The following is a 15,811-nucleotide window of genomic DNA, read 5'->3' on the forward strand; positions in this document are numbered from 1 at the left end:
TCGGTGATACACTAAATTACCAATGGAGGTGTCTCATTTTCATTGACACATTCCGAAACATTCTATTTTCTTAACATTTTTTATAAACTATTTTCTATACGCCTTTTTATCTAATGCGGTAAACAAAGACAGGAAATAAAGAAAAGATTAGATAAGAATTATTCTTGTTCTTTGAAACCGCCATATGAAAATTTATGTTAAGAAAATACGAAATAAATAATAGAAGCGATATGTCGTCACCGAGGATTTCCTGTAATCAATTCCGCTTCTTTAGTTGTAAAGCCTGCTCCTGTAAAACAAGACAGCGCTTGAAATTTTGACAAGCTCCACTCAAGACCAGTTAATTCAAATACAATAGCACCTATTTAACAATAACAACATATAATAACCAACAGAATTAGTAAATGAATATACGCATGGTTTTAATTAAAATCATTGACGTATTACAAAAATAGATTTAAAAAAACAATGATGGAAAGTATAAACAAACAGACAGTGGAAGATTTTAAAAAATGGTTTGAAAGTTATATTCAGACATTTAAATTCGACGATGCTGATTTGAGACAGAATGTAGAATTAAAGGAAAAACATACCAAACGGGTATGCGAAGAGATTTTGTATATCGGCAAAGAACTTAAATTAAGTAATCAAAATCTATATTTAGCTGAAATTATGGCTCTTTTTCATGATATTGGCCGATTTGAACAGTATAAGGAATATAGGACTTTTTCGGATCAAAAATCTGCAAATCATGCAGAACTTGGCGTAAAAGTGCTCAGGGAAAATGGCGTTTTAAATAAATTTGATAAACCCACACAAAACTTAATTTTAAAAGCAATTTTATATCACAATCGTGCTGTTTTACCTCTAAAAGAGACAAAAATCTGTTTATTTTTTAGTAAGCTGTTGCGAGATGCCGATAAGCTGGATATCTGGAGAGTGGTCATAGATTATTACTACCGAAAAAACAGAAAACGCAGTAGCGCAATTGAGCTCGGCTTACCTGATACTCCCGGGATTTCAGACGATGTCTATAAAGATTTAATGGAGAAAAGAATTGTAAACTTTAAAGACTTGAAAAATCTAAACGATTTTAAGCTCCTTCAAGTCGGCTGGATCTATGATATAAATTTCAAGCCTACATTCCAGCGCATTAAGGAAAGAGGTTATCTGAAGATAATTTATAATGTTTTACCTGAATCACAAAGAGTCAAAAACATCTTTGATATGGCCCAACTTTATCTTATGGGCAAAATTCGCAATGTGGTTTAACTATTCTTTACCCAGAATAATACGCTGAACCTTTTTGAATTGGGGCGTGCCTGCTTCTTTCAACCAGTAAAAGATAATGCTCTCAGCAGGCATTATCTTAGCTCCTTCTTGCTTTAATAATGATAACCCCCAGTTATAAAACCTGTTTTCTCTGGATGTAGTGGTGTCTGCAGGAACAACGACGGTGTAATTTTTTTCCAATAGTTCTAAAGCGGTGGAAAGCACACAAACATGTGTCTCTATCCCTGTTAAAATAATTACATTTTTGTCCAGCTTTTTCAGATAATTTTCACATTCTTTTAATCGTAACGCAGAGAATGTCATTTTTTCAAAATATTTTGCTTGTTTTAAAAGATTTTTTAATATTTCTGTTGTTTTGCCTAAACCTTGCGGATATTGCTCTGTAAAGATCAGGGGAATAGAAAATTCGTTTGCCGCTTTCAAAAGTATTTTGTTGTTTTTTATCACTTCTTCCCTGAAAGGCATCGCCTGCAAGAGCTTTTCCTGCATATCGATAGTCATAATCGCACAATTTTCCTTTTCTAACCACATACTTGCCCCCACTACATAAATTTTTATACGAAGACTTTACTTGATCTCTTTAAAAACACAAGCAATTTTCTTGTCATACTTTACACCAAAACCCAGTAGGTGCTAATTCTACCCATTTCTATTACTAAAGAAATAAGTTAAGTTAAACCATGCATTATCCATAATTCTAATTCCTTTTCTTGATAGTTTCACACCTGTTTTTCCGCTTGTTTTATATTCTATAATGTGGTCCAATGCTCTTTGGGCAAACTCCGATGCCTTTTTTTTATCCCCCATTTTCTTATAAGCATATATTGTACTGAACAGCATATTAATATAAAAAGGAAGATTATGTTCTGCCCATCTTGTAGACATAACATCTTTGTAAAGTTCTACTGCCTGTTTGTATTTCCCTGTCTCTTTATAGATATTTGCCATATCTTTTAAGATAAATGCTCTTTTCATATCAGAGGAAAGTGCTAAGGCTTGTTTTAGGAAAAAAAGCGCTTCGGAAGGATTTTTTAAATTTCTGTAAAGGCGTGCTAACTCTGTATAGCCTATAACCATCATTTCTCTGCTGTGTGCTCTGAATGCTATTCTTAAAACCGCTCTTAGAAATCCTTCGGCTATTTTAAATTCTCTTTTTTCTATATATATCATAGCCAAGCTGCCTATAGACATGTATTTTTCTTGTAATGTTTTTGCCTCTGCAAGTGATTTTTTTAGAAAGAATTGAGCGGCATTTAAAGAACCCATTATAAAATAACCGGTACCCATCCAGTATAAAACAGAAAAATTTTGAGGAAAAATCTTGTAAGCATTCTTAAATTCAAGAATTGCTTTTAAGGGTTCATTTTCTTTAATTAAAAGACTGATGCCTTTTTCTATATAAACTTTTATCACTGGGGTCAAACCTCAAATTTAAACTTTACATTCTATCTCTTTTATGTAACAATTCTCATATGGCACGACAGTTGCGTATTCTTTACCCTAACGCCTTATATTATATTACTTCATGTGGTAATACACAACAGGATATTTTTTTTAATGACAGTGATAGACGAAAATTTCTAAATATTCTTGCCCGCACCAAAAAGGAATATGGATATATTCTACACGGCTATTGTCTTATGAATAGTTGTTTTCATCTTTTATTAGAAACACCTCATGCCAATTTGCATACAATTATGCAGAATATCAACACATCTTATACTGTTTATGTAAATAGAAAATATAACAGGGTAGGGCATCTATTTAGAGGAAGATATAAAGCAATCGTAATAGATAAAGAAAATTATCTTCTTCAGGTTAGTAAATATATTCATCTCAAACCGGTTGAAGCCAAATTAAGCAATTTTCCCGAGGATTATATCTGGAGTAGCTATAAGGACTTTATCCATCCCTGTAGCTCAATTGTAGATACAGAATTTATTTTATCTCGTCTTTGTAATGATTCCAAAAAATCTTGTGAGCTTTATAAATATTTTGTAGAAAAAGAAAAAGATAAAGATATACAAAAAAATATAAAAGGTATGGTGCTGGGAGATGAAAGATTTATAAAAGATATTCTACAAAAGATAAAAAATATAAGAAAAAAAGAATATCCTGCGGTGCACCAACTTATAACAGTGTTCTCACCAAAGGAAATTATTGTAAAAGTCGCTGTGTTTTTTGGAGTTAAACCCGTAAAACTTTTGCGAAGATCACGCAATAGATGGGAGAGGAAAATTGCTATTTATTTAACAAAAATTCTTTCCAGAAGGAGTCATAGAATATTGGGAAGGTATTTTGGTGTCAGTGGAGCGGCAATAAGTGCAGCTATAAAAAAATGTATGATGGAGATGAAAAAGGATAAAAAACTTGAGAAGATAGTAGAGCAAATAAAAAACAATGTTGTTGAGGAGAAAACAAATGCCCCAGACAGGATTTGAACCTGCGACACCGGGATTAGGAATCCCGTGCTCTATCCACCTGAGCTACTGGGGCGTATTCTTGCTAATATTATTATATTCAATTGCAGGGTTGTCAACCCTATCTTACAAAAGAGGTGACTATGGATTTATTTGAAAAGTGCAAAGAATTTACCGATGCAAAAAGAGTAATGGAAATGGGGCTTTATCCCTATTTTGTGCCCATTGAATCTGAACAGGGAACAGAAGTTTTGATAAATGGCAGGAAGATATTGATGTTGGGTTCTAACAGCTATTTAGGCTTGGTTACTCATCCCAAAGTAAGAGAAGCAGCTATAAATGCAATAAAGAAATATGGGACCGGCTGCGCGGGCTCGCGTTTTTTAAATGGAACACTGGACATACACATGGAATTAGAAGAAAGATTGGCACGCTTTACGGGCAAAGAAGCCGCTCTTTTATTCAGCACTGGTTTTCAAGTGAATTTAGGAACAATCAGTGCTTTAGTGGCAAAAGGTGAATATTTGATACTGGACAAATCTGACCATGCCAGCATTGTAGATGCTGCTCAGCTTTCTTTTGGTATAGCTAAAAGATACTTGCACAACGATATGAATTCTCTGGAAAGGCTTTTAAAAAAATTAGATTATGATATACCGAAGCTCATCGTGGTTGATGGTGTTTATAGTATGGATGGAGACATTGCCAACTTGCCGGAGCTTGTCAGATTAAAGAAAAAATACAATGCACGAGTAATGGTTGATGATGCACATGCGGTAGGTGTGATTGGGAAAAATGGCAGTGGAACAGCGGATTATTATGGATTAACGGATGAAACGGATCTCATTATGGCTACCTTTAGTAAATCTTTTGCATCATTAGGGGGATTTATAGCAGCCGATGAGTATGTCATACATTATTTAAAACATTATGCTCGTTCACTTATCTTTTCCGCCAGTATTACGCCTGCGTCTACCGCCGCTTGCCTGGCAGCATTGGATATTATGGAGAGTGAACCAGAACGTATTGAGAAATTGTGGGCAAATACCAACCGTATGCGAAAGGGACTGCAAGAGATGGGATATGACACTGCAACCAGTTGCACCCCTATTATTCCTGTAATTATTGGTGATAATAATAAGGTATTGCTTATGCGCAAGATGCTGTTTGATGAAGGAATATTTGTAAATCCCGTGGTTTCACCAGCAGTGCCCAAAAACAAAACATTAGTGAGGGTAAGCCTTATGGCTACCCACACCTTTGACCAAATAGATTTTGCATTGGAAAAATTCAGAGAGATTGGCAAAAAATTGGGTGTTATATGATAGAGGTTGCAGAGGCGACTTCAGAGAGAGAATTTGTCCTGTTTCCGTGGAGGATTTACAAAAAATATAAATGTTGGGTTCCTCCTTTAATCAAGGAAGAAACAGAACTCTTAGATGAAGACAAAAACCCTTTTTATAAACATGCAAAGATAAAGCTTTTTTTTGCTTATAAAGATAAAGAGGTAGTGGGAAGAATTGCAGCCTGCGTAAATAAAAGGCACAATGAATATCATAAAGACAAAGTAGGTTTTTTCGGATTCTTTGAGTGTATAAATGACTTGGATGTATCAAAAGCATTGCTGGACAAAGCCTCTTCTTATCTGCGCCAGCAAGGCATGGATAGAATGAGAGGTCCTATGAATCCATCTATGAATGACACCTGTGGTCTTTTAGTAAAGGGATTTTTTTCTCCCCCGGTTTTTATGATGCCCTATAATCCTCATTACTATATAAATCTGTTAGAAAACTATGGATTAAAGAAGGTAAAAGATTTGTATGCCTACTACCTTTCTACATTGACCAGGCCCCAGGAGAGACTTATTCAAATAGGAGAAAGGATAAAGAAGAGGTTTAATATTACCTTGCGTTATTTTTCTAAAAAAAATCTTAAAAGGGACATGAATATAATTAAAAATATCTACTCTCAAGCCTGGAAAGACAATTGGGGTTTTGTTCCTCCTACCGATGAGGAAATTGCTTATGGAGCAGAGAAAATGAAGAGTATTGTTCCTGAAAAATTTATCATCATTGCTGAAAAAGAAGGAGAACCATGCGGATATTCACTTATCTTTCCTGATTTTAACCAGGCCTTAAAGGTAATCAATGGGAAAATAACCCCCTTTAATTTTTTAAAATTTTTATTTGCTTTAAAAAAGATAAACAACTCCCGACTTATTACTCTGGGCATCGTTGATAAATATCGCAATTTAGGCATAGACCTTCTCCTTTATTTAGAGAGTTTTAAAGTAGTAGAAGAAAGTGGCTATGCAGGGGGAGAGCTCTCCTGGACATTGGAGGACAATTTTGCTATCAATAAACCCATAGAAGACAGGATGAAGGCAGAACTGTATAAAATTTATAGAATATACGAGAAAGAGATTTAATCTCTCTTTGGGTCTAATTCCCCGCAGCTTGCCGCGATTTGTGTCATAAAAATTCGTAAATGAATTTTTGCGCTCAAATCTGCGATTTGTGTCATTCCCGTGAAAGCATGCCCTCGACCTGATCGGGGGCGGGAATCCAGAGTCCATATCAAGTAATGTCACCCCGTACTTGATACGGGGGCGGAATGACATCTGGTGATACCCCGCTGCTTGCGGCGGGGGGTTTTTATTCAGCTTTTACAATTTTTGTCTTCATATAATCTTGCAATACTTTGGGAATAATTACCGAGCCGTCTTTCTGCTGATAATTTTCTAAGATAGCAATCAGTGTTCTTCCTACCGCCAACCCCGAACCATTTAGAGTGTGAACATACTCTGTTTTTTTGCTACCTTTTCTTTTGAATCTTATGTTTGCTCTTCTGGCCTGAAAATCCAGACAATTTGAACAGGAAGAAACCTCTCTAAATTTGTTTTCTCCGGGCAGCCATACCTCTATATCATAGGTTTTTGCACTGGAAAAACCTATATCACCAGAACACAGCACCACTATGCGATATGGGATTTTTAAAAGTCTTAATATCTCTTGAGCATCTTCTGTAATTTTTTCCAGCACTTTGGAAGAATCTTCCGGTTTGGTAAATTGCACCAATTCTATCTTGTTAAACTGATGCTGCCTCATTATACCTCTTACATCTTTGCCATAAGAACCTGCTTCTTTACGAAAACAGGTTGACCAGGCTACATATTTTAAGGGCAGTTCCTCTTCTTTTAGTATCTCATTCCTGTGCAGGTTTATTAAAGGAACCTCTGCAGTAGGAATAAGGTATTGTCCATCTATCTCATATGCTTCTTCTTTGAACTTTGGCAGCTGACCTGTTCCTACCATTATTTCTTCATTGACTAAAAATGGAGGAATAATTTCTGTATAATTGTATTTTTTAGTATGCACATCAATCATAAAATTAATTAATGCCCTTTCTAATTGTGCTCCATATCTTTTATACACTGCAAACCTGGGTCCGGAGAGTTTGGCTGCTGTTTTAAAGTCCAGAATATTTAGTTTTTCTCCCAATTCCCAGTGAGTTTTCACCTTAAAATCAAAATCTGGTATTTTCCCCCACCTTTTTATTTCTATATTTTCTTTTTCACTTTCTCCGAGCGGCACATCATCATCAATAATATTGGGCACCAGCAACCATTCTTTTAAAAATATGTCTTCTTTGTTCTGCATGTCTTCCTTTATTTGCTTGATTTCTATATCTATTTTCTTAGATTCTTGTTGAAGCTGTTGTGCTGATTGTCCTTTTTTCTTTATTTCTCCTATCTTTTTTGAAATTGTTTTTTTGTCATGCAATAGTATTTCCATTTGCTTTTTATTTTCTCTTATCCCTTCATCTAAAAGATAAAGTTTATCTATATCAACAGAACAAGATTTTCTCTTTTTGATATTTTCTTTTAAGGATTCTTTGTTTTCCCTTAAGTTTTTTATGTTTATCATTTATCTTTTAATAAATCTTTTAAGTATTGGAGAAATTCAGGAGCAAATTTTTTGTCTTTTAGTGCATAATTTATAGTGGCTTGTAAAAATCCCATTTTATCTCCACAATCATATCTTTTTCCCTCAATTTTATATCCATAGACGGGTTCCCTTTGCGTAAGGAGTTTTAAAGCATCAGTGAGTTGGATTTCCAATTTATCTTTATTGCTTTGCTCAATTAATTCTTCTAAGCGAGAAAATATTCCCGGGGTAAGAATATATCTGCCCACAATAGCTAAGTTACTGGGTGCATCTTTTGGCTTTGGTTTTTCTACTAAGTCATCTATCTTGATTATATTTTTTCCAATTTCTTTTCCGCTCACTATACCGTATTTACTTGTCTCTTTTCTCTCTACATCTTGTAGTCCAATGACGGAACAATTGAACTTTTCAAACACACCCAACATCTGTTGAATAGCACTCTTTTTAGTATCAATAATATCATCAGCCAAGATAACCGCAAATGGTTCATTACCCACTACTTCCTTTGCTCGCCAGATAGCATGACCCAATCCTTTTGGTTCTCTTTGCCGGACATATATATAATCTGCCATATAAGGTATTTTTCGCATCTGTTTCAATATTGATAATTTTCCCTGTTTTCTTAAGTAATATTCTAACTCAAAACAAATATCAAAATAATCTGCAATTGCTCTTTTGCCCCGACCTGTAATTAGTATAATTTGTTTTATATCTGCATCTACAGCTTCCATTATGCCGTAATGAATCAATGGTTTATCAACCAAAGGAAGCATCTCCTTGGGCGATGCTTTTGTTGCAGGAAGAAATCTTGTTCCAAAGCCTCCCACCGGGAAAACAGCTTTTTTTATCTTCATTTTAATGCCTCATCTATTATTTCTAATGTATGCTTTACTTTTATATCATCCCTTCCTTTTATATGCAATGCTTCTGCTATCTGCATAATACATCCACAGCAGCCGGTAACTACCGTATCTGCATTTGTCTCTATTATAGATTCTACCTTTCTCAATGCAATCTTTACAGAAGTTTCTCTAAAATCTACACTAAATGAACCTGCATTACCACAACATGTGTCTGCATCTTTCATCTCCACAAAGTTTACGCCCTCTATGGCATTCAAAAGTGCACGTGGTTCTTGTTTGACTTTTTGTGCTCTACCGAGGTGGCAGGGATCATGATATGTAATTGTTCTCTCTTTTATTTTTGTTTTTTTTAACATTTCCTTTAAAGGAGTGTAGTCATGTAAGTATTTTTCACTACTAATTATAAGCCTGGAAAATTTTTTTGCCTTTTCTAAGTATTCTTCATTTTCTATATAAGAAAACAATCTTTCATATTCAAATTTCATGGTTGAAGCACAGGTAGGGTCAATAACAATAACAAAATCTATATTTAAAGCATTAAACAAATCTATATTTTTTTTGGCTAATTCTACAGGCACATCAATCAAACCAGAAAAATACAATGGTCCTCCACAGCATACCTGTTCTTTGGGAATAAGAATTTCGATATTTAGCTTTTTGCAAATTCTAATAAATGCATCACCAATTTCTCTATAAGCATAATTTACGCCACAACCAGGAAAAATGGCGATTTTTCCATTTTTGCCTTCAATGTGTGAGGGATATTGTTCTAAAAAAGTCTTATCTGCGATGGGTAGAAGTAGTCTCTTTCTTTCAAGAAGTTTTGAACCTATGCGAGGCGACATGCCTTCTCTCGATGTGTCCAAATGCTGAACAAATAAGATATTTTGCAAAAGACTTCCTGTTTTAGCCGCAAGATTCATTACCTTTCTGTTTTTCATAACAAGTGATAAAATACGTTTATAAAAGGGCACACTATATTCCTGTGTATGTTTTATTCGGGCAAGAATCATGGCTAGATCTGTTTCTGCTTTGTTCGGACAAGCTTCTACGCATGTTGTGCACAAAAGGCATTTCCCTAAATATTCGTGTGCTTTTTTGGTAGAAAAATCTATATTGCCTTTCAAGAATTCTTCAACTAAAGTGATGTGCCCCCGGGCTACATATTGTTCTTTTTTTTCCTCTCTAAATACGGGACATACAGACCTGCACAGACCACATTTTACACATGTCTCCCATTTCTTATCTATCATAGTTTCATCTTATGAGGATTGAGTATGTTATAGGGATCTAATGCTTTTTTAATCTTTTTGAATATGTCAATTGTCTCTTTTCCCAGTTGTTTTTCCAGGAAATCTTGTTTTGTTATCCCTATGCCATGCTCACCAGAAATAGAACCTCCCATCTCAATCACCGTTTCAAATATCTCTACCATTGCACCTTTTGCTTTTTGTTCCTCATTGCTTCCTTTATTAAACATGATGTTTGTATGGATATTTCCGTCGCCGGCATGACCAAAGTTTACAATAGGTAGATTGTGTTTTTTTGAAATTTCCTGAATGGATTCAATCATCTGGGGCAAACTTGCCCTTGGAACGACAACATCCTCATTTAATTTTCTGTCTCTTATTCTATTTAAAGAAGGCGATATAGATCTTCTTGCCTTCCATAAAAATTCCTCTTCTTCTTTATCTTTTGCTCTCTTTACATATTGAGCATTGTTTTTTTTACATACCTTTTCAATGAGAGAAAGTTCAGCTTCTACCGATTCTTCCATACCGTCGCATTCAATGATAAGCATAGCTTGAGCCTCTTTGGGTAATCCTATATGTAGGTAATCTTCTATTGCCCTGATGCAAGGTCCATCTATAAATTCCAGAGCGGAAGGTGTAATCTTGTCTGCTATAATATTACTCACGGTTTGAGCTGCTTCCTTCATGTCTGAAAAAGCAGCCTGAAGAACACTTTTAAAGGAAGGCAAAGGAATGAGTTTGAGAAATAATTTTGTGATAATGGCTAATGTTCCTTCTGAGCCTATCATTAAATCTTTTAAATTATATCCCGCAACATCCTTCATATTTTTTGAACCTGAGATTACAATCTCACCTGTAGGAAATACCAATTCCATGCCCAATATATAATTTTTTGTTACACCATATTTTACTGCTCTTGGTCCGCCAGCATTTTCTGCAACATTTCCTCCAATAGTGCAATACTTATAGCTGGAAGGGTCAGGAGGATAGAAAAGACCAAATTTCTCTACCTCTTCTCGTAAATCGTAATTTATTACCCCTGCTTCAACATGAGCAACGAGATTTTCTGTATCTATCTCCAATGTTTTATTCATTTTTTCCAGGGATAAACATATACCTCCAGAGATGGGCAGGCTGCCGCCGGAGAAACCAGTGCCTGCTCCTCGAGGGACAATGGGTACTCTATATTCTGTGCAGAGTTTTAAAATGTGAGAAATCTGTTCCGTATTCTCTGGAAAAACAAGAAAATCCGGCAAATACATATTCTGAGTAGCATCATATGCGTAGTGTAATAGATCTATTTTATCTGCACTTACATTTTTCTTGTCTACGATTTTTATCAGTTCTTTTAGTATTTTATTTTTCACCTTAAGATTGCCTGTAATGTATCATATAAAAGAACAAAAGGATGTAAATTTTCAATTGATATTCCTCTTAAAGATGCAAATTTCCTTGCTAATATTTCATATTCTTCCCTTCTGCTGTCTACAAGTTTTTGGACATCTCCATCAAATTCTTTAACTGCCTTCATAGTGAGGGTAGAACCAGCGAGGAAGTAATTCTTTACCATCCACAGCTGGGCTTTTCTATCCCACTCGTTGGTAATAGGTATACTTTTTACATTTTCTATTATCTTTGAGATAAAAAATGTTTCCTTTATTTTAGTGATTGTTCTTACTACATCTTCAAGGTCTTTTTGTAAGAGTTTTGAAATATTAAAGGCAGGAATAAAGTCTTCTACAAAATAGAATTTAGCAACCTCAAGAGCAGTATCCTTATCTAATCCTTTTTTAATCAGTTTATCCACCTTGTCCAAAAATGCGTCTTTAAATAGACCGCCAATGCATTTTTTATTAAATTCATTGAAACATTGTTTAGCTTCTTCAATATGTTTTCTATCTATAGATATGTTTTTCCCCAGCAGATAAATTTCCTGTGTAGCCATCAACTCTACAGACATAAACATATCTATACACACCGCATAGATGAAATCCTGGGGGATTTTATTTTCCTCTTCAAACAATTTAGTTCTCACATCCACAAGACCTGTAGCCTCGTACATAAAGATGAGAGATTTAACAATGATTGTGTAATTTACGCCGGTAGAGAGAAATATTTTAAATAAAGAAGGTGAACCGCCATTATTTATAAGAAGATTTGTAATGTAAGTAGATGCAATTTCCCTTTTTAAAGGATGTTTCTCTATCATTTCAGCAAAGTTTTCTCTTATATAAGAAGGAAAATATGAAATGGCATATTTGTCTATAATGTTTTCGTTTATCGTGTTTTTTTGGATAATACTGTTTTTGACTAATATTTTCATATAAGCCATAACTATACACAACTCGGGCCTGGTAAACGATATATTCTTGCTTAGGCGAGCAAGATATTCTTTTCTGGTGGGCAAGGAATATTCCTTTTCACTTAATATACCTTCTCTTTGTAAATATCGCAGGAGCTCATAAAATATATCTGGTTCTTTTTTTGCCCTTCTTTCATCTAATGAAATAGAAAAACTCTGCATATAGTTATGAACAATTACCCTCAAAACAACCTGTTCAGTGAGGTTTTCCAACAATTCATTTTTCTCACTCATATCTTTAATAAGACCTTCTTTCATTAAAACATGTAAGAAGATCTTCAAGTTTACCTCATGGTCGGACAAATCTACACCACCTGAGTTATCCAGGGCATCTGTATTTATCCTTCCGCCACCCATAGCATATTCAACACGCGCCTTCTGCGTAAATCCTAAATTTCCTCCTTCTCCTACTACCCTTGCCTTAAGCTCATTGGCATTAACCCTTACACCGTCATTTGCTCTATCTTCTACCTCAGACTGACTTTCTGTAGATGCTTTTACATAAGTGCCGATTCCTCCATTCCACAAAAGATCAATTTTTGCTTTTAAGATGAGTTTAATTATTTCTTCACCCGAAAGTTCATCTTTGTCTGTTTGAAGAAGAGATTTTGCCTCTTTTGAGAGATTTATAGATTTTACATTTCTATTAACTACGAATCCTCCTTTTGAAAGAAGAGGTTTACCATAATGTTCCCAGGAGAGACATTGCTTAAACAGGCGCAATCTTTCTGTATAGGATTTTTCTTTATCCGGTAAAGGATCAACAAATATTTCCTTATGATTAAATGCAGCTTTTAATAATAAGTTTGGTGAAAGAATCATAAAGTTACCAAACACATCTCCACTCATATCTCCAATACCGCATACAGATATCTCTTCTTTTTCTATATTTTTTCCTAATTCTCTAAAGTGTCTCTTTACACATTCCCAGGCACCTCTTGCAGTGATACCAATTTTCTTGTGGTCATAGCCGTATATTCCTCCACTGGCAAATGCATCCTTTAACCAGAAGTTATACTTCCTGGAGATTTCATTGGCGGTATCAGAAAAGGTAGCGGTACCTTTATCAGCAGCCACAACTAAATACGGATCTTTTTCATCGTAGCATACAACATTTTCAGGATGAACAATCTTGCCTTCTATGTAGTTATCTGTAATGTTCAACATTCCCCTGATTAGTGTTTTATATGCTTCTTTCCCGGAGATTTCATTTCTTTTGATTATGAATCCTCCCTTTGATCCGGTAGGCACAATCACGCTATTTTTTACTATTTGTGTTTTCATCAAGTCATCAATTTCCACTCGAAAATCAGATGGTCGGTCGCTCCATCTTATACCACCTCGCGCTATCTTTCCTGCTCGCAAATGCACTCCTTCCATAGAAGAAGAATGAACATATATTTCGTAAAATGGTTTTGGTAATAGCATGGTTGTAATATTTTTACTGTCTATCTTAAAGGACATATAATGTCTTTCTTTGTTTAAGAAAAAATCTGTTCTTAAAATATTTTGTATAATATTAAATAAACTATTTACAATGCGGTATTCATGCACATCTTCAATATTAGAGAGTATATATTCTATATCTTTACGAATTTTATTTTGTTTTTCTTGGTTTAAGCTTTTAGAATCAAATCTGACATGAAAATATTGTGCAAACAACAAAGAGAGTTTACTATACTTGAGCAAAACATTGTTTATAAATTTTTCACTTAATTGCTGGTTTATTTGCAGAAGATAGTTTCTTGAAGCTCTCAAAAAATCAATGTCTTTGTAATTTAGAGAAGCTTTTACAGTTAGTTTGTTTAATGCATCATCTTCTACCACCTTTTCCCATGCTTTTTTAAAGTTTTCCTCAATTATAGGAAAGCATTGCTTATCCTGTTTTACTTCACCTGTAGTGATGCTAAATCTTTGTATATAGACAGTTTTTTCTACTTTTATCTCAAGAAAATCCTCGTATAAAACAGTTAATCCCAGGTTTCTTAAAATAGGCAATATTTCATACAGTGGGATGCGTGAGAGGGAATAGATCTTAAAATATGTTTCTTTCTCCTTATATATACTTGCTTCTGTTGTTTTTGTTGAAAATACTTTCTCTACCTTACCTACATCAAATGCCGCCTCAACAGGCGTGGTGTGAGATGTATATTCCTCTGTGAATTTCGCTACATATCTTTTAAGAATAGATGGTGCATTTTCTCTGGAAAAATAATTATGTATTTCTCTTCCAAATTCTTCTTGCCAGGAAATGGCAATTTTTTGCACTTCTTTTTCTATTCTTTTTACATCTGGCAGTTCTTTTTCTTTTGATACTATATAATAATGTAATCTTATTATGCGACTACTTTGAGCGATTGTCTTGTATTCTATATTGACAGCATTAAATGCCTGCTCTAAAAAATTTGTTATTTTATCCACCGTGGTGCGGCTGTACAGCCTATAAGGCAAAACAACAACCAGGGAGAATCCCCTCACTGAAGTGGTAGGAACAATAAAAACATGCACATGTTGCTCAGTTTCGGATGTAAGCAATCTGTAAATGACATCATTTAAGTCCCTTGTTTTTAATACAAACAATTCTTCTTTTGGCAGTGTGTTAAATATATCCGTTATATGTTGATGTTCAAATGAGTTTTCTGGTATACCTTCTTCAAAAAGAACCCGGTCCAACTTAGATTTGAGAAAGGGAATATTGGATGCCCGCTCAATGAGTGCTTGAGGCATAAACATTCCCATAAATACATTGCGTCCTACGATCTTCCCTTTTTTATCAAAACAGGCAATAGATATATAGTCCATGCGTGTCTTTCTATAGACATTACTTATAGCATTTGTCTTATCAATCACAAAGACTTCCTCTTTTTTTATTCTCTCTTGAGCAATGGCTGGTAGAATATTTATGTTTTTTCTCTCTTTGAATTTTGAATGTTCAACATCCCTTAAGATTCCCAATGCATCTTTTTTATTTGCCTGTATGAATAATTCTCCTTGCTCATGGATTATTCTGTAAGAACGAAAACCCAAAAACAAAAAATTTCCCTCTAAAAGCCACAATAAAAGGGATTTCGCATCTTCTATATCCTTTTCGCTTGTCTTGCTAAGATAAATAGGGTCATTTAGATTTCTTACAATGGTTTTTAACTCTTGTTTTATCTTTTCAAAATCTTGTTTAGCAATGAGGGATTCGGCAATAGCTTTCTTGCTTTTTTTATTTATTTCTTTTTTCACTGAATCTGGTATATAGTTTACACATGCATATATGAGAAGCTCTTTATCTCCTATATCTAATGGACCTTTTATAGAAATTATGTTTCCCTGTTTGTCTCTTTCTACAGTAAATATGGGGTGAATAACAAATTCTATTCGCAGATTGTATTCAGAAAAGAGAGATGTAATACTGTCCATGATGAATGGACTGTTGTTTACCAGTATTTTAATTATAGAAAAAACATTTCCTTTAAATTTCTTATCTTCTATTAGAATTCTTGTAGGTTCTGTTCTTTTTTCTATGAATGTAAAGGAATCTTCAATAATAATTCTGGTAACATTTTTATCTGAGGATAATGCATATATTCTTAATCCTTTATCAATAACATCTTTCCATTGTTTGTGTAGGGCTTCTTTTATCACAATGTATAAAAACTATCAAAATCTGCTTTTCTTTGCAATA

11 protein-coding genes and 1 tRNA gene are annotated in these 15,811 nt (G+C 34.4%); 4 read left to right on the plus strand and 8 right to left on the minus strand.

What is annotated here, in order from left to right:
- The first annotated feature begins 471 nt into the window (after window positions 1-471).
- Window positions 472-1,272, plus strand: a complete 801-nt coding sequence (locus J7J10_02515) for an HD domain-containing protein (GenBank protein ID MCD6129806.1) — start codon at window positions 472-474, stop codon at window positions 1,270-1,272.
- Here J7J10_02515 and J7J10_02520 read toward each other — a convergent pair whose 3' ends face one another.
- On the minus strand, window positions 1,273-1,824 hold the full coding sequence (locus J7J10_02520) for an isochorismatase family protein (GenBank protein MCD6129807.1): 552 nt from the start codon (window positions 1,822-1,824) through the stop codon (window positions 1,273-1,275). It abuts the gene before it with no gap.
- 108 nt (window positions 1,825-1,932) lie between these two features.
- Window positions 1,933-2,706, minus strand: a complete 774-nt coding sequence (locus tag J7J10_02525; protein MCD6129808.1) for a tetratricopeptide repeat protein — start codon at window positions 2,704-2,706, stop codon at window positions 1,933-1,935.
- Window positions 2,707-2,765: 59 nt separating this feature from the next.
- On the opposite strand from J7J10_02525, the gene J7J10_02530 reads away from it, so the two are divergent.
- On the plus strand, window positions 2,766-3,734 hold the full coding sequence (locus J7J10_02530; GenBank protein ID MCD6129809.1) for a transposase: 969 nt from the start codon (window positions 2,766-2,768) through the stop codon (window positions 3,732-3,734).
- On the opposite strand, the gene J7J10_02535 is transcribed toward J7J10_02530, so the two are convergent.
- Window positions 3,716-3,789: transfer RNA gene (locus tag J7J10_02535), tRNA-Arg, on the minus strand. The genes J7J10_02530 and J7J10_02535 overlap by 19 nt on opposite strands.
- A gap of 67 nt (window positions 3,790-3,856) precedes the next feature.
- On the opposite strand from J7J10_02535, the gene J7J10_02540 reads away from it, so the two are divergent.
- Both J7J10_02540 and J7J10_02545 read left to right on the plus strand, forming a co-directional pair.
- Window positions 3,857-5,038 carry an aminotransferase class I/II-fold pyridoxal phosphate-dependent enzyme gene (locus J7J10_02540; protein MCD6129810.1) on the plus strand — a complete coding sequence of 394 codons (1,182 nt, stop codon included), beginning with the start codon at window positions 3,857-3,859 and terminating at the stop codon, window positions 5,036-5,038.
- Window positions 5,035-6,141, plus strand: a complete 1,107-nt coding sequence (locus J7J10_02545; protein MCD6129811.1) for an N-acetyltransferase — start codon at window positions 5,035-5,037, stop codon at window positions 6,139-6,141. Before J7J10_02540 ends, J7J10_02545 begins: the two co-directional genes overlap by 4 nt.
- A gap of 226 nt (window positions 6,142-6,367) precedes the next feature.
- On the opposite strand, the gene serS is transcribed toward J7J10_02545, so the two are convergent.
- The 5 genes from serS to J7J10_02570 are packed head-to-tail and all read right to left on the minus strand — an operon-like array spanning window position 6,368 to window position 15,771.
- The gene (gene serS, locus J7J10_02550; GenBank protein MCD6129812.1) at window positions 6,368-7,639 is read right to left on the minus strand and encodes a serine--tRNA ligase; all 1,272 of its coding nucleotides are present in this window, start codon (window positions 7,637-7,639) and stop codon (window positions 6,368-6,370) included.
- On the minus strand, window positions 7,636-8,514 hold the full coding sequence (galU, locus tag J7J10_02555) for a UTP--glucose-1-phosphate uridylyltransferase GalU (GenBank protein ID MCD6129813.1): 879 nt from the start codon (window positions 8,512-8,514) through the stop codon (window positions 7,636-7,638). The genes serS and galU overlap by 4 nt, the downstream gene beginning before the upstream one ends.
- Window positions 8,511-9,776 (minus strand): (Fe-S)-binding protein, encoded by a 1,266-nt coding sequence (locus tag J7J10_02560; GenBank protein ID MCD6129814.1) that lies wholly within the window; start codon window positions 9,774-9,776, stop codon window positions 8,511-8,513. The genes galU and J7J10_02560 overlap by 4 nt, the downstream gene beginning before the upstream one ends.
- A complete protein-coding gene (locus J7J10_02565; GenBank protein ID MCD6129815.1) occupies window positions 9,773-11,143 on the minus strand; it encodes an FAD-binding protein in 1,371 nt (456 codons plus the stop codon). Before J7J10_02565 ends, J7J10_02560 begins: the two co-directional genes overlap by 4 nt.
- The gene (locus tag J7J10_02570; protein MCD6129816.1) at window positions 11,140-15,771 is read right to left on the minus strand and encodes an NAD-glutamate dehydrogenase; all 4,632 of its coding nucleotides are present in this window, start codon (window positions 15,769-15,771) and stop codon (window positions 11,140-11,142) included. The genes J7J10_02565 and J7J10_02570 overlap by 4 nt, the downstream gene beginning before the upstream one ends.
- Between the last annotated feature and the right edge of the window lie 40 nt (window positions 15,772-15,811).

Source organism: Deltaproteobacteria bacterium (genome assembly GCA_021159305.1).
Lineage (GTDB): Bacteria > Campylobacterota_A > Desulfurellia > JAGGSF01 > JAGGSF01 > JAGGSF01.

What these genes read in the sequence shown, in the direction of transcription:
- J7J10_02515 (MCD6129806.1), top strand. Translation starts at nt 472, where the DNA reads ATGGAAAGTATAAACAAACAGACAGTGGAAGATTTTAAAAAATGGTTT.
- J7J10_02520 (MCD6129807.1), bottom strand. Translation starts at nt 1,824, where the DNA reads ATGTGGTTAGAAAAGGAAAATTGTGCGATTATGACTATCGATATGCAG.
- J7J10_02530 (MCD6129809.1), top strand. Translation starts at nt 2,766, where the DNA reads ATGGCACGACAGTTGCGTATTCTTTACCCTAACGCCTTATATTATATT.
- J7J10_02540 (MCD6129810.1), top strand. Translation starts at nt 3,857, where the DNA reads ATGGATTTATTTGAAAAGTGCAAAGAATTTACCGATGCAAAAAGAGTA.
- J7J10_02545 (MCD6129811.1), top strand. Translation starts at nt 5,035, where the DNA reads ATGATAGAGGTTGCAGAGGCGACTTCAGAGAGAGAATTTGTCCTGTTT.
- serS (MCD6129812.1), bottom strand. Translation starts at nt 7,639, where the DNA reads ATGATAAACATAAAAAACTTAAGGGAAAACAAAGAATCCTTAAAAGAA.
- galU (MCD6129813.1), bottom strand. Translation starts at nt 8,514, where the DNA reads ATGAAGATAAAAAAAGCTGTTTTCCCGGTGGGAGGCTTTGGAACAAGA.
- J7J10_02560 (MCD6129814.1), bottom strand. Translation starts at nt 9,776, where the DNA reads ATGATAGATAAGAAATGGGAGACATGTGTAAAATGTGGTCTGTGCAGG.